Annotated in this window: 17 protein-coding genes; 4 read left to right on the plus strand and 13 right to left on the minus strand. The window is 35.5% G+C overall.

Annotated features, from left to right (window positions below):
- Positions 1-49 precede the first annotated feature (49 nt).
- From ACJ2A9_RS19660 to nikA, 6 genes are all read right to left on the minus strand, one after another.
- Positions 50-1405 (minus strand): MATE family efflux transporter, encoded by a 1356-nt coding sequence (locus tag ACJ2A9_RS19660; protein WP_441423395.1) that lies wholly within the window; start codon positions 1403-1405, stop codon positions 50-52.
- Positions 1406-1611: 206 nt separating this feature from the next.
- Positions 1612-2421: a nickel import ATP-binding protein NikE gene (nikE, locus tag ACJ2A9_RS19665; RefSeq protein ID WP_441423396.1), complete on the minus strand. Its 810-nt coding sequence runs from the start codon at positions 2419-2421 to the stop codon at positions 1612-1614.
- Between the two features lie 34 nt (positions 2422-2455).
- The gene (nikD, locus tag ACJ2A9_RS19670) at positions 2456-3289 is read right to left on the minus strand and encodes a nickel import ATP-binding protein NikD (RefSeq protein WP_441423397.1); all 834 of its coding nucleotides are present in this window, start codon (positions 3287-3289) and stop codon (positions 2456-2458) included.
- A gap of 21 nt (positions 3290-3310) precedes the next feature.
- A complete protein-coding gene (gene nikC / locus ACJ2A9_RS19675; RefSeq protein WP_441423398.1) occupies positions 3311-4141 on the minus strand; it encodes a nickel ABC transporter permease subunit NikC in 831 nt (276 codons plus the stop codon).
- Entirely contained in the window at positions 4138-5082 is a 945-nt protein-coding gene (gene nikB / locus ACJ2A9_RS19680) for a nickel ABC transporter permease subunit NikB (RefSeq protein ID WP_441423399.1), read from the minus strand. Before nikB ends, nikC begins: the two co-directional genes overlap by 4 nt.
- Positions 5083-5099: 17 nt before the next feature.
- Positions 5100-6695 carry a nickel ABC transporter substrate-binding protein gene (gene nikA / locus ACJ2A9_RS19685; protein ID WP_441423446.1) on the minus strand — a complete coding sequence of 532 codons (1596 nt, stop codon included), beginning with the start codon at positions 6693-6695 and terminating at the stop codon, positions 5100-5102.
- A gap of 392 nt (positions 6696-7087) precedes the next feature.
- Between nikA and ACJ2A9_RS19690 the strand changes: the two genes are divergently transcribed.
- Complete coding sequence (locus ACJ2A9_RS19690) at positions 7088-8017, plus strand: CobW family GTP-binding protein (protein ID WP_441423400.1); 930 nt, start codon at positions 7088-7090, stop codon at positions 8015-8017.
- A 45-nt stretch (positions 8018-8062) separates the two neighbouring features.
- On the opposite strand, the gene ACJ2A9_RS19695 is transcribed toward ACJ2A9_RS19690, so the two are convergent.
- The 5 genes from ACJ2A9_RS19695 to ACJ2A9_RS19715 all read right to left on the minus strand — a co-directional run bounded on the left by ACJ2A9_RS19695 (position 8063) and on the right by ACJ2A9_RS19715 (position 13667).
- The gene (locus tag ACJ2A9_RS19695) at positions 8063-8878 is read right to left on the minus strand and encodes a TIGR03943 family putative permease subunit (RefSeq protein ID WP_441423447.1); all 816 of its coding nucleotides are present in this window, start codon (positions 8876-8878) and stop codon (positions 8063-8065) included.
- A 15-nt stretch (positions 8879-8893) separates the two neighbouring features.
- Positions 8894-9898, minus strand: coding sequence for a permease (locus tag ACJ2A9_RS19700; protein WP_441423448.1), 1005 nt, complete (start codon positions 9896-9898; stop codon positions 8894-8896).
- Between the two features lie 143 nt (positions 9899-10041).
- On the minus strand, positions 10042-11001 hold the full coding sequence (locus ACJ2A9_RS19705; RefSeq protein WP_441423401.1) for a CobW family GTP-binding protein: 960 nt from the start codon (positions 10999-11001) through the stop codon (positions 10042-10044).
- Positions 11002-11228: 227 nt separating this feature from the next.
- Positions 11229-12416, minus strand: a complete 1188-nt coding sequence (locus ACJ2A9_RS19710; RefSeq protein WP_441423402.1) for a GTP-binding protein — start codon at positions 12414-12416, stop codon at positions 11229-11231.
- An 81-nt stretch (positions 12417-12497) separates the two neighbouring features.
- The gene (locus ACJ2A9_RS19715; RefSeq protein WP_441423403.1) at positions 12498-13667 is read right to left on the minus strand and encodes an FAD-dependent oxidoreductase; all 1170 of its coding nucleotides are present in this window, start codon (positions 13665-13667) and stop codon (positions 12498-12500) included.
- A 191-nt stretch (positions 13668-13858) separates the two neighbouring features.
- Between ACJ2A9_RS19715 and folE2 the strand changes: the two genes are divergently transcribed.
- The 3 genes from folE2 to ACJ2A9_RS19730 all read left to right on the plus strand — a co-directional run bounded on the left by folE2 (position 13859) and on the right by ACJ2A9_RS19730 (position 16263).
- Positions 13859-14761, plus strand: a complete 903-nt coding sequence (folE2, locus tag ACJ2A9_RS19720; protein ID WP_441423404.1) for a GTP cyclohydrolase FolE2 — start codon at positions 13859-13861, stop codon at positions 14759-14761.
- A 172-nt stretch (positions 14762-14933) separates the two neighbouring features.
- Positions 14934-15203 carry a 30S ribosomal protein S14 gene (gene rpsN / locus ACJ2A9_RS19725; protein WP_441423405.1) on the plus strand — a complete coding sequence of 90 codons (270 nt, stop codon included), beginning with the start codon at positions 14934-14936 and terminating at the stop codon, positions 15201-15203.
- A 28-nt stretch (positions 15204-15231) separates the two neighbouring features.
- On the plus strand, positions 15232-16263 hold the full coding sequence (locus tag ACJ2A9_RS19730) for a GTP-binding protein (protein WP_441423406.1): 1032 nt from the start codon (positions 15232-15234) through the stop codon (positions 16261-16263).
- A 125-nt stretch (positions 16264-16388) separates the two neighbouring features.
- Here the strand turns inward: ACJ2A9_RS19730 and ACJ2A9_RS19735 are convergent, their stop codons facing one another.
- Together ACJ2A9_RS19735 and ACJ2A9_RS19740 are read right to left on the minus strand one after the other, a co-directional pair.
- A complete protein-coding gene (locus tag ACJ2A9_RS19735) occupies positions 16389-16781 on the minus strand; it encodes a (2Fe-2S) ferredoxin domain-containing protein (RefSeq protein WP_441423407.1) in 393 nt (130 codons plus the stop codon).
- 436 nt (positions 16782-17217) lie between these two features.
- Positions 17218-18606, minus strand: coding sequence for an MATE family efflux transporter (locus ACJ2A9_RS19740; protein WP_441423408.1), 1389 nt, complete (start codon positions 18604-18606; stop codon positions 17218-17220).
- Between the last annotated feature and the right edge of the window lie 103 nt (positions 18607-18709).

The following is an 18709-nucleotide window of genomic DNA, read 5'->3' on the forward strand; positions in this document are numbered from 1 at the left end:
AAATAATGATGACAAATCATTAAGAATCACACAGTTATCCATGCTGCACTCACTTTTCAAACACCCCTATATTTTTTCTAAGCTTTGGAACATACATCCATAAAAACAAAGAACGTGCCAACATAAATAAAATAAATGCAAGCCATAATCCATTGTTTTCGTAGAGTGGGATAAACAACCAGTTAGCTGTAAAGAAGACAAGTAATGCAAGAATAATCGAGTTCCGGATAAACTTTGCCTCTGTTGCACCTGAAAAAATTCCCTCTAATTGAGCATACCAAAATCCGACAAATGGAAAAATTATCATCCATATTAGGAGACTGACTGTTATCTCTTTGACAATAGATATAGTCGTAAATAATGAAACAACATATTCACCCAATATTGAGATACAAATTGAAAGAACGATTGCAGATAAAATTCCCCATTGTGCAGATAAGGTAAATGCTCTTTTATACAAGTCTTCATCTTTACTGCCAATTGCACGACCAACAAGAATACTGGAGGCATTAGCAAATCCGCCAAAAAAGTATGCTAAAAGGTAATGAATTTGCAAAAGTATAGCATTTGCTGCTAATGTTACCTCTCCCATACTTGCTCCTTTAGCTGTAAAAATTACAGTCATCGTCAGGAGACAAACCGTTCGTAAAAACAAATCACGATTTACTTTTAACATTTTCATAAGAGGGGCAGTTTCTAATATCATGTTTACTTTTATTTTTGAAATATGTAATTGTTGTGCACGATAGATCATCAATAGCCCAAATAATACTGCACTTATTTCAGAAATTAACGTTGCACTGGCGACTCCTGCTACACCAAACCCAAATCCTAATACAAAAATAAGATCAAGAATAATGTTTAACACATTCATAAATATTTGCGTAGTTAATGATAAACGAACCTTCCCAAGTCCCACTAGCCAACCAATAATGACATAACTAAGTAATGTAAAGGGGGCACCCCAAATTCGAATTGAAAAATACGTCTCTGCATGATTCGTAACCGCCTCACTAGCTCCTACTAAATAACAAGCTGCCTGTAGAATCGGATACTGCACAGCTATAAAAAATATGCCAAACAAGACCGCAATGACCATAGGCCGTAAAAAAGATAAGGTCATTTCCATTTCATTGTTTGATCCTTGAGCTTGTGATGTAAAGCCCGTTGTACTAACTCGAAGAAAGCCAAGTAACCAATACATTGTATTAAAGATTAGCGTACCAACTGCAACTCCACCGATAAAAGACGGATCAGGCATTCGACCAACGACAGCCGTGTCCACTGCACCTAAAACAGGTGTTGATATTCCCGCTACAATGAGTGGTATAGCAAGAGTTAAATATTCCTTATTTGAAAAGGGTGACTTGCTTTGTATCTTTATAGATTCCGTTTCTAGTTTCATAATCTTTCACCTTTTTTCAATACGTAATGAACAGGCATAGATCACCATTCAAATAGCCATGTATTTTTAATGGATAAAGATATTTAAATAATGATTTGAATATCTTATTTTTTGTAAATTCATATTCCTTCTCTTTTAACACAAAAAAGGTCACACATAATGATATGTTGTGACACTATTTTTTCATTTTTTCCGGACCCACAGGTTCACCCTAGCAAAAGTGAACGAAACCGTGGATGCTCTGCAAGAATGGATTCTCTCATTCGTAAAACATTAGGGTTTTTTGAGGAAAAAAATTGCTCTTTCGAATCATAAAGCTCGATCAACTCTCCTTTTTCCAGTACACCTAATGTATCAGAGATTGAAAAGGCAGCTTTAATATCATGGGTAATAAAGAGATAAGATAAGCCGAAGTCATCTTTTAATTCTCTTAATAAGTCTAAAGTTAAGCTTTGTGTAACCATATCTAAACTACTGACCGATTCGTCCAGGACGATTAACTTTGGTTTAAGAGAGATTGCTCTAGCAATATTAATTCTTTGCAATTGTCCGCCGCTAAATTGATGCGGGTATTTTTTTAAATCCTTCTCACTCAACCCTACTCGTTCCAAAAGCGAAATGATCGTTCTTCTCCGCTCATCTATAGTTAAATTTTCATAGTTCTCTAACGGTTCGCTTATAATACGCTCAGCCGTCATACGGGGATTAACAGATGAATATGAATCCTGAAAAACAACTTGCAGATCACGGCGTATTTTTCGTTGAGTCATTTTATCCGAATTATAAATATCGTATCCTTGAAACAAAACCTGGCCTTGATGCGGACGTTGTATGCCAAGAATCACTTTCCCTAAGGTACTTTTACCAGCCCCACTCGTCCCGAGTAATCCTAGACAGGTTCCTTCCTCAATTGAAAAGGAAATATCAGTAAGTGCATTATTTGACTGTTTTCTCCATGTAAAAAGCTTTTTAGAATTGTAGCTATGAGTTACTTCTTTTACCTGTAATAAGCTCATTGGTTTCACCTCTTTGCAAAATGCATTCTATCGATCACAACAACATATGGGTGATAGACTGTTGTTCAACTTGTAAGGTAGGCCTTGTGGTTAACAGCTTCTTTGTGTACTCATGTTGTGGATGATCAAATAATTGAAATACATTTGCTTTTTCGACAATCCTGCCATGTTGCATCACAATTACATCATCAGCCATTTCTGCAATTACCCCAAGATCATGGGAAATCAGTAAAATCGATGTTCCGTATTCTGAACGAATTTTATCTAATAGACGAAGGACTAATAGTTGGTTATGAAGATCAAGTGCTGTTGTTGGCTCATCAGCAATAATTACTGCAGGATGTAAGCATGCTGCCATGGCAATCATTACACGCTGAAGCATTCCTCCACTTAATTGAAAAGGATATTTTTTTAATAACTTATCAGGATGTGGTAAATTTACACTTTCCATTATATCAATCGCAAGCTCCTTTGCTTGCTTCTTATTTAATGTAGTATGCGACCTAATCGTTTCAACAAATTGGTGACCAACCGTAAAAACAGGCGTAAAGGCATTCATCGGATTTTGCATAATAAAGGCAATATCCTTCCCTCGAATTTGCCGCATTTCTTTGTTTTTTAACCCATTTAATTCTTGCCCTCTAAGTGTAATGCTTCCCTCTATTTTCATGTTTTTTCGATCAAGCAGTTGTAAGATAGACATACTTGTGACTGTTTTACCACTGCCACTTTCCCCAACAAGTCCCAGTACCTTTCCTTTTTCAATTCCGAAATTAATGTCTTGAACAAGTGTGGAAAGGACATTTTTTGTTTTTACTTGTACATGTAAGTCACTGACTTGTAAAATATTTCTCTCTTTTGGTTCCATTATTTTATCAGTCCTTCTTTATTATCGACGTTTAATCCCAAAACGTTCTGATAGTGATTCGCCTAATAAATTAAAGGTAACGACAACAAGCATAATCATTAGACCAGGATAAATCATTAATGATGGATTTGTCCTGATATATGATTTCCCTTCGTGTATCATGGCTCCCCACTCTGGTGTAGGGGGTTGCACACCTAAACCTAAAAATGACATGGAAGATAAATGCATGATAGCCCAACCCATTTCTAATGTTCCCATTACTGCTAGTGGTGGAAGGACATTAGGAATGATATGGTTCTTCATAATCTTCCATTGAGAAGAACCACTTATTTTTGCAGCGGTAATATAGTTCTGTTCTTTCAGGCTTAGAACTACTCCTCTTATGACCCTTGCGTAATAGACCCATTGTACAAAAATTAAAGCAATTACTACTTGTTTAAGGCCAGCCCCCCATATACCAATTAACCCAAGAACTAGCAAAAGGTCTGGAAATGACATCACACCATCACCAAATCTCATTAACGCTTGATCTACCCAACCACCTTTATAACCTGCAATAAGTCCGATGATCAAACCGATGCTTAAAGAAGAAATAAAAATCAAAGTAGCAAACCCCAGTGAAACACGAGCGCCATATAAGATACGTGATAACGTACATCTGCCTAAGTGATCTGTTCCTAATGGGTAATTCAAGGAAGGGCCCTGAAGTTTGTGAGCAAAATTAACTAAAGTGGGGTCATTAGGTGTAAGCCATGGAGCAAAGATCATGATAAAAAATAATATGCATAATATTAGAGAACATAAAACAATTACTTTTTGAGTTTTTACTATATCACCTAAACTTGCAATCATTGGAACTGCCTACCTTTTCTTGAAATACGTGGGTCAATGTACATTTGAATAAGGTCAACGATTAAGTTGCTAATAAGAAATAAACCTGCAGCTAACAGTACATAGCATTGAATAACAGGAATATCCCGGTTAAAAATTGCCTCGATAAAATACCGCCCAAATCCTGGCCATGAAAATACTGCCTCTACAATGATAGCACCTGTCATCAGCTTTCCTAAATTAATACCAAGACCAGTAACCATAGGGGATATGGCAATTCTTAATACATGTTTTCCCATTATTTTTTTTTCATGAATTCCTCTCGTTCGGGCGAAAAGCACATAAGGCTCTTCTAAGTTTTCAAGCACGCTTGCACGTAATAATCGGGTATATAAAGCGATTAATGGTAAAGCCAAAGTTATAGCGGGTAAAACCAGATGTTTCCAAGTTCCTATACCTTCTACTGGGAATAGGTCTAGTTTTACAGAAAAGAAAAAGATCAACAAATATCCAAACCAAAAGGAAGGTATGGATGCCCCGAAAAAAGAGAGAAATCGACTAAAATGGTCGATTCCACTGTTTTTCTTTATACCTGCCAAAAACCCAAGTGGGATACTGACTAGAACCGCTATGATGAGGCTCCCTACAGTCAACTGAATGGTTGCTGATATTCGAGAAGATATCTCTTCCCATACAGGTTTATTCGTTACATAAGATACCCCAAAGTTAAATTGGGATATCTGAATAACGGAGTTTACATACTGTACAAGAAGAGGTTTATCTAAGCCAAATTCGTGTCTTACTTGGGCCAATAGCTCTTCTGTTGGCTGGATATGCGCAGCAGCTAAGTACGCTTCAGCAGGATCTACTGGTGATAGGTGAATCATTCCAAATGTTAGCAAAGTAGCTACTAGAAAAATTGGAATTATAGTCATAATTCGTTTCAAAATATAAGTACCCATTAGAAAACTCCTGTCACTTACTCCTCGATACTAATACTTGTAAAAGGATGCTCATCCCGATTAGCAGGGAATGTAAAATTAGAAACACCTTTTTGATAGATTGCAATTTGCTTAATATAAGAAATCGGTACAATTGCACCTTGCTCTTGTAAAGAACCTAAAATGGATGTGTATAGTTCCTGACGCTCATTTTCGTCAGTTGTTTGTTGGACAGCAGCAATTTGGCTCAACAACTCATCTTTGTTAGGATAAGATGATATAGCTTCTCTAAACCCAAATCCTTCTGTTGAAACTACGTTTACGAAAGCATGCGGGTCATATGGAGCACCATAGTTACTGTAGAAATTCATATCAAATTCATTCTTACCGAATCTTTCCACTTGAGTAGGAAGTTCAACTCCGTCAATGTTTAATTTCACACCAATTTTCGCCCACTCTGATTGTAATGCTTCTGCCATCGTTTTTTGAATAGATTCAGCAGAATTATACATTAACTCGATTTCAAGTGATTTCCCGTCTTTTTCACGAATATCTTTTCCTTCTGGTAACTTCCATCCTGCATCGTCTAATAATTGCTCAGCTTTATTAACATCATAATCAACCGTTTTTACATCAATATTTGAAGTGTATGGAAGATTTGTTGATAAAATATAGTCGGCCTCTTCTTCCAATCCAGATGTTACACCCTCGACGATTGCTTGTTTATTAAACCCATAATGTAAAGCCTGACGCACCTGGATATCTGAAAGCGTCTCCCTATTCGTATTCATTACTAGTATTCTAGTTGCAACTGGTTCAGAAATACTACTCTCATATGAACCTGTAGATTTTAATTGATTAAAAGCATCTATATTAATAACACCTTCACCATATATAAGGTCTAATTCACCTTTCTCAAAAGCTAGTACGCGTGTTTCCGCATCAGGCATGATATTGACTTTAATTCGCTCTACACTTGGGAGTTCACCCCAATAATTTTCATTACGTTTAAAAATAGCATATTGATCTACTTTATGTTCTTCCAAAACCCACGGACCTGTACCGATTGGTTGTTCTACACCTTTTGAAGTGTCACCATTTTCAGGGAATCCCGCCTCTCCTAAGAAACGTACTGGACGAACAACAGCTAATTCCTGAATTGTAGGGTAATATGATTCCTTTAAAGTAAACTTAAATGTATGTTCATCTATGACCTCAGTATTATCAATTAACGAAATAAATCTTAACCAACCATGTCTTTCTCTGTGGTCTAAAATAGTATCAAAGTTCTTTTTCACAATCTCAGCATTGAAACTTGAGCCATCAGAAAATTTCACACCTTGACGTAAATTGAATACATATTCTTTCCCATCCTCAGAAATCTCCCAGGATTCTGCTAATTGTGGTTTTAACTCTCCTCCATCTTGGTAACTAACTAACGTTTCATAAACCATAGATTGAGCAAACATTTGAGATGGATTGTAGACATGTGGATTCATTTCTCCGACATCTCTAGGCCAAGCAAAAGTAATCATATTGCTACTTTCACTAGTAGAAGCTGAATTTTCTACTGATTCACTTGAACCTGAACAACCAAGTAAAGTCATAGATAAAATAAGAATTAATGCAGACATAAATAAAAATCGTTTTTTATGTATTTGGTTTGCCATAAAACTTGTTCCTCCCAATTGATATTGAAAACTATTATCAATAGTAAGGTACGAACATCTAATTGTCAATAAAATTTAAATATTTAACGGGGGCTTAATGTTTATATGTTTTTTAATAAATTACTGGTTGTAATTAGAATTGAAAGGAAGTTCATTCACCTTAACGGATTCAGCTCTTCTAGATATTTAAAAGCTATTAAATTTTTGCTTAATCAATCGTCGTTGTTTTTATCATTTTTTCAATTGTTAATTCTTATGTTTTTATACAAATTTAAATAAAATAGCTTTACAATAATAATCGTAACAATTACGATTAACTATTTATAATCTACGGAAAACGAAAGAAGGTAATTTATTTGAAGAGTACTACCGTTGATATTTTTATTCTTAGTGGCTTTTTAGGTAGCGGAAAAAGTACATTACTAGCAAAAATAATAGAATATGAGCAGCAGCAAGGTAGAAAAATTGGCATTATTATGAATGAAATGGGACAAGTAAGCATTGATTCGGATTTTATCCCCGATGAAACTCCATTCAAAGAATTATCAAATGGTTGTATTTGCTGTAATTTACAGGGAGAATTAAGTTTACAATTAAAACAGTTAATTGAAGAATATCAGCTTGATGCGATCTATATTGAATCAACAGGTGCTGCCCACCTACTTGATGTCATTGACGCATGTACCCATCCAACTTTACTTCATGGTGTAAAATTGAAAAGTATTATTACGGTAGTTAATGCAAAGCAATGGCAAGAAGGTAAAATGAGCATTAAACTAAAAAAACTGTTAATGGAGCAAATCAAGTATGCAGATATTATCGTCTTGAATAAATTGGATACGATTGAGAAAAGAGACGTAGATTCGTTAAGCAATAGTATAAGAGAGATTAATCCCGATGGACAGATTATCCCGACTTCTTATGCGGAAATCGACTTATCATTATTAACATCAACCATGATCAATTCAATAACAGTTACCAACGAAGACGATAATGAACATGCCCATTTTCATTTAAAAACCTTTACGTTCTCGATACATCATCCGATAAGTAGAATTGAATTAGAGAACTATCTCCAAATATGCTCAGGACAATTATATCGAGTAAAAGGGTTTATCAAAATCAAAGAAACACCTGGGATTTTCCTATTTAACTACGCTTATGGGTATCCAATATTTGAACGCTGCAAGCCTAATAAACAATACGAACCTGTACTCGTTTTTATCGGCGAAAATTTAGATGGACTGGAAATTGAATCAGCATTATTAAAATTGCAAAATGACTAACAACGAGAATAGGAAGTGTGCTTTATAATGACACTTCCTTTTTATCTAAGGATAGATATACGGATCAAGAGGCAAATCAATTTCTTCCCAGCTGTCTACTTTTATTATCGGTATCAGCAATTCATCTTCCTTTTGTACATCCAATTTCCCTATTAATCGTATCCATGAATTTTCTTTCATTCCAAGACTAAAGCCATCTTCAATTACTAATCCGGCAGCATGGGCATCTGCCACACAATGAGTGACAAGAAACCTCGTTATCACCATGCGTTTTGTATTGACATGAAAATCATCCTCTAAAATAAATCCAGCCAATTCAATTGATTTTCCAACAAAGCCTTCTGGATACGTCGTTATTGCGGTAAGATAGTTTGCATAGTTAATGTTGTCAAAATTAAGGACTGGCTCGTCAATTATTTTAAGAATATCTTTCTCTTGAGGGAAAAATTCATGATCTCTAAGCTCACCATGGTCATGATGAACTGAATAGCTAACTCCTCTTTTTTGAGCTTCTGCTGCACCAAAATCTTTATAAGGAAGAACAAAACCGGTCACTAATGGTACGATGATAATGCCATAACCTATGATTGCCCGTAGTGATAATCTCCCAACATTTCCATGATCATGATTACAGCCCCAAGGACCACATTGACTATGGTCATGTTCAAGCGAAGTAAAAATTCGCGTTACTTGAATAAAAAATAGAAACAAAAAAAGCACTGACGCAATCTGACTAAAATAAATATAATTTGGATTGATGAACCGGCTAATCTCCCCCGTCTCATGTAAAACAAAAATAAAAACAGCAAACAATAATAATACGAACGCCTTAAATAGTTGTCTTAGTTGTATGCGTATGATCGTTTCTCCCCCCTTTTAGATCCACGGATGTACAAATAGTAAAATCCCTAGTACAGTTGTTGTGATAATGATCATTAGTACAATAACAAAGCGAATGTTAAAAACGGCCATCATCATAATCGTATTTTTTAAATCAAGCATTGGTCCATAAATTAAAAATCCTAGCAATGACGTTTGTGGAAACAAATGGCGGAAAGATGCTGCGATAAATGCGTCTGCTTCGGAACATAACGATAGTAAATACGCAAGTCCCATCATAACAAGTGTGGAAGCAAAAACCCCTTCTCCCAGCCCCAAAACGGTTTTCGTTGATACGTATGTCTGTACAAATGCGGCTAAAATCGCGCCGATAATTAAAAATTTCCCCATATCAAAAAATTCATCTATCGCGTGCTCAAACATTGATTTTACACGAAAACCTAAAGGTTGATTGATGGTTGAATGTGATTCTACGGATAGTAATTGTTTACTTCTTTTTAACTGGTTTCTTTTAAACAGAATAGAGATGCTGCCAGTGATAATTATCGCGATCACTAAACCGAGCCCCATTCTTAATAAGGCAATCTTCAAATTTTCACCAAATGCCATATACGTTGAGAAAATAACAATCGGGTTAATCAGAGGACCTGTAAGCAGAAAGCCTACCCCTGCAAATAAGGGAACTCCCTTTGCGACTAAACGACGCACAATTGGAACAATTCCACATTCGCAAGCTGGAAACAACGCACCTATAAAACAACTCATAATCACAGCTAGGAATTTATTTTGGGGAATTAACCTTTTCAAGTGCTCCTCCGTGACAAAAACCTGAATCATCCCCGCAATAAATACCCCGATTAATACAAACGGAATAGCTTCAATCAAAATACTTAAAAAAATCATATTAAAGGTTAAGAACGAATCCGGTATATAGAAAGTAGTGATTGTCAATTGGTTGCTAAATAATATGAAGAGTGCAGCAACGGCTAAGAGGAGAAATCCTATCATTTCAGCTAGACGATCGTTTATTTGCATATCTATATTGCCTCCAACATTTTCTTTAATTCACTATATGCGGACAAGGACCATTCCATGATACAATTCGTAATGATTACGATTTAAATGTTTTTAGTCAAAAAAATAAACGTTAAAATTTGGTTAGAATCTTAACGTTTTAATTTCAATTATGCTTTTGTTTTTTGGATCATATGCTCCCATTCCTTCCAAATTTCTTCTTTAGGAAGGTCTATTCCAATTAGAACTAAATAATGGTCACCGCTATAATCTGTACGTTCCCAACTCATACGTTTCATCACAAGCTGAATAAGATATGTACCATCGCCGAGGAAAACGTAGCCTTTTGCTCGAAGCAAATTAGACTTCCATTTTTTTAGGAAGGTCTCAATTTCCCTTTTGCTTGTTTTCGCCAAAATCGGTAGTGAAATACTTTTTATGCGCGAGTATGAGTGATGGTGTGTGTGATGATTCGACTCGTGCTGAATACCTTTAATTTTATACATAACCCGATTTGGGTTCGAAAACTTAAATAGCTTTGAAACATCAATGTTACTGTAGTTCACAAAAGAAATGGTTGCGTCTGGATTATACTTGATTAGAAGTTTATTGATTTTTGCTTTTATAGCTTCCGACACTAAATCAATTTTATTAACAATCAGCTTGTCAGCTACTTCAATTTGTCTCCTTGTCGTTCGAACGAGCTCACGATCAGATTCAAAAACGCTATTATAAGAAAGGATATACTCTGCATCAATGAGTGTAATGACCTTTTCAAGATAAACTCGATGAAGTAATTCAGGTTCAGTTAATGAATCAGCAACCTCTTCTGGATTAGCGACTCCAGTAAGCTCAATAAAAATTATGTCCGGATTTAATGTAAGAAGTTTTTCTATCGACTGAGTGACTTCACTTTTTTTATTACAGCAAATGCACCCATCCAAAAGCTTCTCGATGATCTGACTTTTACTAGAGATGCTTTTTCCATCGGTATCGGTTTCTCCTATTTCGTTCATTAATACAGCCGGAGTAAGCTTTTTATGTGAGCATTCATTAAGAAACCTCTGTAACAAGGTTGTCTTCCCACTTCCTAAAAAGCCAGATAATATAATTACAGGTATCTTCTTCATTTGTCCCCCTCCTTTTTTTACTTTTATATGTATTGTATATAAATCGTAATTATTCCTATTTATTTCTTGGAGAGTAAAATAAGAAAATGAAATAATACTGCATATGAGATTATTTAGTAAACGGGCGACTACATCATGTTCATGACGGGCACGGACCAGTGGAGTTAGTAACTATTAATTAATCAAAAGAAGGCATGAGTAATTTACCACCCATACCTTTTCGTTGTTTACTCAGTTTCAATAAACGGCGGAAGTTCGTCAATAAACGTTGACCAATCCATATACATTTCTTCATCAGTAAGTAAACATCGATCAAGAGACTCTTCCACTTCTTGACGATTCATTTCTAGACCTATCATCGCAATTTCGGTCATGCGATCACCGTATAGTTGGTCCCATCTTTCCAGCAGTTCAGGCTCTTCTTGAAGCGTTCGCGCTTTTTCTTCCTCAGGATAGGCAGCTACCCACTCTCCTGCACCTTGAATCGTTAATGAAGGACCTGCCTGTGAGAGCAAACCAGCCATATGATTCCTAGTTGCCAACCAAAAAAATCCTTTTGCCCGAACGACATCAATCGGCCAGTCTTCTAGCCACTTTCTCCACCTTTCCGGGTGAAACGGACGTCTTCGTTGATAGACAAACGATGAAATTCCATATTCCTCTGTTTCAGGTGTATGCTCTTGATTTAACTCTTTAATCCAGCCAGCTCCTTGACTTGCTTTTTCAAAATCAAACAAGTCTGTATGTAAAACATCATCAAGAGATACCTGTGAGAAGGAGCTTTTAATAACTTTCGCGTCCGGATTTAACTTTTGTAAAACCGCCAGTAATTCTGTGGTATCTTCTTCACCGATCAAATCTGTTTTATTCAGGATAATCACATTCGCAAATTCGATTTGATCAATTAACAAATCAACGACTTCCCTTTGATCAGCTTCATCAGTTGCCTGTTTTCGCTCAAGTAAAGTTTCCCCAGAGGAAAAGTCATGCCAAAAGCGATTTCCATCGACTACCGTAACCATCGTATCTAGTGTACAAATTTCTGTTAAATTAATGCCTAGCTCCTCATCGATATACGTAAATGTTTGCGCTACTGGAATCGGTTCTGAAATCCCTGTTGATTCAATCACGATATATTCAATATCACCGGCCTTGACTAATTTTTCGACCTCAATCATGAGATCTTCACGCAGCGTACAGCAAATGCAGCCATTTTGAAGCTCGACCATTTTTTCTTCTGTTCTCGAAAAGCCGCCTTGCTTGATCATTGTCGCATCAATGTTTACTTCACTCATGTCATTGACAATCACAGCAATTTTTTTGTTTTCTTTATTGGCTAATATATGATTTAATAATGTCGTTTTTCCTGAACCTAAATATCCGCTTAACACAGTAACTGGAATTTTGCTTTTCATAGGTTTCACGCTCCTTTATGTTTAATAGTTGATAGAAGTTGATAGTTGACTGTCAATGGTGATAACCAATATCATTCCGTTTTATTTTGTATAGCTTAATACGATTTTTCTTGCGGCCATTCTAGCTCCTGAAATATTTCTGGAAACTGGACCAATTTCTAATTCAGCAAGTGATCCAGTTACATATAAATGACGACACCATTCTAACGATTCGCTGACAATTGGGAATCCACAGTTGGCGCATTGTAAGTTTTGTTCGGTTATTAGTTTTTGAAGCCATCGTTGTCCTTGCGGTACGGCTTGAAATCCTGTCGCTAAAATGATGGTGTTTGTACTCATTTTCTTCTTATTATTTTTCAGATTCAATTCGATACAATTTCGATTTACAGCTGCCGAAATAATTTCGTCTGTAATAATCGTTAGTTTTTCTTCTTTCTCTAGCTTACGTAACTTACGATGTAGTTCTTTTGGAATCGAGCCTTTGTTTCTCGCTTGTTGAATCATTTCTCTTCGTTCATCATAATCTTTGATCATTTTAAACAATTGTAGATGCTTTGGTCCTAACCAGCCTGGGTGACTATCAAAGGGATGCACTCGGAACTCATGACGTTTTAAAAGTGTCACTTTACCAGGAAACAACGCACTTAATGTAATGGAAACATGAGCCGCAGTGATGCCGCCACCTACGACTGTAATTGGAGGGGTCAGTTGATGAAGGTCAGCAAGTCTTTCATTAAAAACATGATAAATCTGGTCTGGAACTTTCCTTTTTATACTATCAATCCACTCAGGAATATATTGTTCACTCGTATTGAAAGCGATGACGATATTTTTTCCGAAAAATGATTGAGACTCGCTAGTTTCGACTCTCCACCCCTCTAGATGTTTCGTTACATCAGTGACCATTCCCTTATGCCATGCTTGATCGATACCAGCTTCTTTTAGCACCGCTTCACAATGTTCATTAAACAGTTGTAATGATGGACGCATGTAATAGCCATAAAACCCTTTTTCCTTTATCGGCTTCCCGTATTTCTCTAAACTAAAAGGATTTACGTCAATATGATGGACGGAAGGTGAGCGCAAGTACTCCATTCCGATCAAATCTGTATTCCGTTTCCAATTAAAAAGTGGTTCATCGTTTGGATCAATGATAAGAAGATTATCAACATCTACCTTACCACTTTTAATTAAAAAAGTAGCCACTGTACAGCCATGAATTCCTCCACCGATAATTATCCAATCATACAAATTCTCACTTCTCCTTTTAAATCGTAATAATTACTATTTACACTTTATTATATTTTATAATGCGAATCAAGAACAAAATGATAGGGTCTATTTCTCTATAGTAAAATGGAGCATTTTGTTTTTCATTCCAGTGTATTGATATTATAATATTTAAATCGTAATCATTCTTATTTTTGAAAAGGAGAGCATCAATGAAAATAAAAACTTTACCCTCTAAACAAGAACGTCACAAAAGGTTTGGTTCAGTACCCCCTGTTATAGGAAATAAGCCTTTAAATAAAGAGGACATGACTGATCTTCAAAACATACCAAATGATTTTCTATTCGCAATTGAATCGGTCGGAATTTGTAATGTTAAACACCCTATTCTTATTCAATCTGATTACAAACCAAAAAACCATACAACAGTTGGAACATTTTCCTTAACGACAAGCCTACAACAAAATACTAAAGGAATTAATATGAGTCGCCTTACTGAGTTGCTTCAAGAATATCACCTTGAAGGATTCGTAGTTAATGTAGAACAGCTTTATTCTTTTACAAAAGATTTAACAGAACGTATGGAACAAAAGAGTGCCCACATTAATGTTCACTTCCCTTGGTTTTTTGAGCGAACTAGTCCAATATTAAAGAAAGCTGGTTTAGCACATGCGGATGCTCGCATGAACGTAAATTACGATCAAGAGAAAGGGTTTACTCATGAAGTTGAGCTAACCGTCGCTGTCACTACTCTATGTCCTTGCTCTAAAGAGATAAGCGAATATAGTGCACATAATCAACGGGGTTATGTCACAATAAAAGCTGAGTTTTTCAATCCGCTAAATTTAATCAAAGACTGGAAAGTTATATTACTCAAAGCAGCGGAATCAAATGCTAGTTCGATGCTATATCCAATCTTGAAAAGGCCTGATGAAAAGTCTGTGACGGAACGAGCATATGAAAACCCTCGCTTTGTGGAGGATATGGTTCGCTTAGTTGCTGCCGACTTATTTGAAAATGAAACAATCAAATCATTTACTGTTGAGTGTCGAAATGAAGAATCCATCCATATGCATGATGCAATAGCAAAACTGTCCTATACAAAGGAAGACTAAACGAAGTAACGGGTTACAAATAAATCTAAGTGAACGCCTCGTTTACAAAAATGTTTTTTTACACTTCAATAAATAACATATTTTTACTCGTACTTTACTTCATTTTATTTTTCCTTTATTATATTTGTAAATCGTAATGATTTCGATTTACAAATATGAAAGGTGGATTACAATGGCAAAAAAATCAAAAGTAGCAAAAGAAATAAAACGACAAGAACTAGTTACTCGTTATGCTGAAAAAAGAAGAGAATTAAAAGAAAAAGGAGACTATGTAGGTTTAAGCAAACTTCCAAGAGACTCCGCTCCTAGCCGATTAACAAGAAGATGTGAGATGACTGGAAGACCTCGTGGTGTCCTACGCAAATTTAAGCTGTCTAGAATAGCATTTAGAGAACTAGCTCATAAAGGGCAAATCCCAGGTGTAAAGAAATCGAGCTGGTAAGATTTATTCGTAAAGGGATGTGTGAAGATTGGAAAAGCAACTACCTCTTACCGTTTTAACTGGCTTCTCTACAAGGGATCGATGTCTGTTTATGAAAAGAATCCAAACAAGGCAACAAAAAAGAGTAATGAAAATTCTTTTTCGGCAAACAAATATTAAATTAACGGAAAAAGTAGAAGATCCCTTTAACCATACAACCATAATAGGGGAGACCATTCATGATATAGAGTTAAATACGATATCCAATCTATATACAATACTAACAAGAGACAATATTGCTACAGATTTCGATGAGATTGTATTAGATGTTTATCCGCTCTCAGAGACACCAATCCTTATAGAAGCATTGATCTCTAAAAGGAAGGATACGAATTGGTTCCTTAAATCCCACATACATCTTATTGATGCAAGGGAATTTTGGTTTTCCTATTTTTCAGAGCATGAAATATCTGTTCGTGCTGCCGATTCAAATGTAACAATGGAATATACAGTAGGAGAAATGCTAATTAATCAGTTAGAAACTGCGGATACAATTGTCATATGTCACACCAATAGGTTATCTCATGAACGACTTGGTGAATTATTTTCTTTTATTAGGAGCTTGCAGCCAAAAGCAACGGTCGTCACAATGGAAGAGTTCTTTCAGTTAGATGATAAAAGAAAGGCTTCTAATGACATCCATACAGCACCTTCCCTCTATACTCACCAAATGAATTTATTTGAGTCAAGAAATCACCTAAAGGTCTTAGGTCAATATGGTATTTGTACGTATGTGTATAGAAGTCATTTTCCCATTACACTTTCTCGATTAGAACATTTTTTTCATGAGTTCCCTAATGAAGTTTTTCGAATGAAAGGACAATGCTACAGCCCTTTTAGTCAAGAACTTTATGTTGTGTCCCAAGTTGGCTCGTCTATTCAAGTAGATACCATTGAAATGCCCACATGGTCATCCAATGTCTTATCTGAATTTTTGTTTATTGGAGAGGAACTTGATCATAAGGACATTCAAAAGAAACTAGATGCTTGTTTCGAACATCCTAGCTCGTTAGGTTCGTAACTAAAAGTATCAATGAAAAAGACATTCCTTTCAGTATGGAATGTCTTTTTACTATCATTTATAATAAGTACAAGTCTATTTGTTAAAATGAACCCATTCATGGGAATAATTACGGTTTAAGAATTTTAAAATTTTTTTGATACCTTCTTTACCATTCCCTCATCTTTGTAAACACCTAGAACCGTTCCCTCATTTGGTATAAAACATTCTCCATTATAGTAATGACTCACCTTGTCTTCAATAGAACTCCCTTTTAGTAGTGATTCAACCAACTGAGGTGCATCCCTACCTGTCATCTCTTTATACCAATGACCATCTGGATAGGTAATTAGGACACATTTATCGTGACACCTTCCATTGCAAAGGGTTCTTGATGTGTGTATGACAGAATCTAACCTTTTAGCCATGATTTCATTTCTAACGGATTGGGTTAATTCTTCTGCCCCTGCTTTTTTACAACTACTTCCATTACAAATAAGGATGTGATGTTTTGTAGTTGATAAATTCCATGTTGCCATTTTCTACCTACCTCCCTGTTTTAATTCATGCTATACATAAGATCCTTTAAGAAAAACCATATAAGTAATAATAATCACTCGTCATTTATTCCACATCATAAATCGTAATGATTACGATTTATGATAAATGATTTTATATAAATAGTCAATTTTTAACTTCTATGATATTTTATGTATTTGGAAATTGAAGTCAGAAGTTTAAATTCAGTAAGCAAATAGATGTTTTAAAGCAACGTTAAGGACGTAAATTATCCTGTAGCTGATATGTTCATGATATTTGAAAGATTATCAGGAGAATGTTGAAGCTATAATGCTGAAATTAATAGGCTAGTTCGCATAAAAATAAACTGCAATTGAAAAAAAGAGGCTTCACATAAGTTTGTTAAATTAATGTGAAGCTTCCTAATTAATTACACTATGATAGGTTAGAGCATGATCAAATTGACAAACTTTTCGTCCTTTCATTCTTTGTTTCTGTTGTAATACCACATATGCTCTTAAGTTTTGTCTGTAATCGAGGGGTATATAATCCTAAAAACAAGGTGCGTCCTAAACTAAATGAAATGAATGACAGCCATAGGCCATGGTTTCCTAACGTAGGATAACTTATTACATAAACTAGAAAAAACAATAATAGAGCAAGCATAGTGGAGTTTCTAATTGGAATACCTTCAGTAGCTCCGGTAAACATCCCATATAACAATAATCCCCAAAACGTTACAAATGGATATAGTAATATCCAAAAATAATAATCAATCGCTATCTCTCTCAAACTCTCTAATGTCGTAAATACTGCTATTAACGGATCTTTAAATAGTAAAAGAATAACAAAAATGCAAGTTGACAAAACCAATCCGCCAATAAAAGACAATTTCAGCATCTGTTTATACAGAGGATAATGACGTTGCCCGATAGCTTTTCCAGTTAGAATACTATTTGCTCCGGCAAGACCATCATACATATAAGCAACTAAATAATGGATCTGGAATAAAATCGCATTGGCAGCTAATATATCAACGCCCAATGCTGATCCCCTTGCGGTAAAAAATCCAAAAACAGTTAAGAGACAAATCGTACGAATAAATAAATCGCGGTTCATTTTTAACATTGCCATAAATTTTACTTTATCGAACATGATCCTAGACTTAAAATATTCGAAAGAAAAAACATCGAACTTTTTTAAAAAGTATAAACCAATCATGACTGTACTTATTTCCGCAAAAAGTGTCGCGAACGCTACACCTTTCACACCAAAATTAAAAACAAGAACGAATAAAATACTCAGGATAATATTGATAAAATTCATATATAGTTGTAGTGCAAGCGAGAGCTTTACTCTAGCCGATCCGATTAACCAACCAAAAATACAGTAACCTAGCAGAGCAAACGGTGCTCCCCAAATACGTATTGCATAATATTCTGATGCCAACTGACCTACTAATGGCGTTGCCTCAATTAATAAGAAGGCTGCTTTTTCAATCGGAACTTGTAAAAGAATGAACAAAACACCAAAGCATACCGCTAAAAACGCCGGTCTAATAAATGCTAAAATTAATTCCTGTTGATTTTGGTTTCCGCTTGCTTGAGCGGTAAATCCCGATGTACCTACTTTCAAAAAGCCAAGAAGCCAATAAATTGTATTAAATATTAATGTGCCAATTGCAACACCACCTATGTAGGCTGGATCAGGCATCCTCCCGACGACCGCTGTATCAACAGCTCCTAATAGAGGTGTTGATACAGCAGCCAGCGTGATCGGGATCACTAATAACAAATACTGTTTCCATGTCAGACTGGCATTTGAATTTAAAGCCTCTTTTTCCATAAACAATCTCCAATCTTATTTAATTCATTATCCCTCCATCACATTCTAAATCCATATTTTCTATTACCACTACAATCGATGAGGCATTAAAATCTTCAACATG

Origin of the sequence: Anaerobacillus sp. MEB173, from assembly GCF_052119505.1 — a bacterium.
Lineage (GTDB): Bacteria > Bacillota > Bacilli > Bacillales > JBJMAU01 > JBJMAU01.

Coding starts and splice junctions, on each gene's coding strand:
- ACJ2A9_RS19660 (WP_441423395.1), bottom strand. CDS start 1,405: ATGAAACTAGAAACGGAATCTATAAAGATACAAAGCAAGTCACCCTTT.
- nikE (WP_441423396.1), bottom strand. CDS start 2,421: ATGAGCTTATTACAGGTAAAAGAAGTAACTCATAGCTACAATTCTAAA.
- nikD (WP_441423397.1), bottom strand. CDS start 3,289: ATGGAACCAAAAGAGAGAAATATTTTACAAGTCAGTGACTTACATGTA.
- nikC (WP_441423398.1), bottom strand. CDS start 4,141: ATGATTGCAAGTTTAGGTGATATAGTAAAAACTCAAAAAGTAATTGTT.
- nikB (WP_441423399.1), bottom strand. CDS start 5,082: ATGGGTACTTATATTTTGAAACGAATTATGACTATAATTCCAATTTTT.
- nikA (WP_441423446.1), bottom strand. CDS start 6,695: ATGTCTGCATTAATTCTTATTTTATCTATGACTTTACTTGGTTGTTCA.
- ACJ2A9_RS19705 (WP_441423401.1), bottom strand. CDS start 11,001: ATGAAGAAGATACCTGTAATTATATTATCTGGCTTTTTAGGAAGTGGG.
- ACJ2A9_RS19710 (WP_441423402.1), bottom strand. CDS start 12,416: ATGAAAAGCAAAATTCCAGTTACTGTGTTAAGCGGATATTTAGGTTCA.
- folE2 (WP_441423404.1), top strand. CDS start 13,859: ATGAAAATAAAAACTTTACCCTCTAAACAAGAACGTCACAAAAGGTTT.
- rpsN (WP_441423405.1), top strand. CDS start 14,934: ATGGCAAAAAAATCAAAAGTAGCAAAAGAAATAAAACGACAAGAACTA.
- ACJ2A9_RS19735 (WP_441423407.1), bottom strand. CDS start 16,781: ATGGCAACATGGAATTTATCAACTACAAAACATCACATCCTTATTTGT.
- ACJ2A9_RS19740 (WP_441423408.1), bottom strand. CDS start 18,606: ATGGAAAAAGAGGCTTTAAATTCAAATGCCAGTCTGACATGGAAACAG.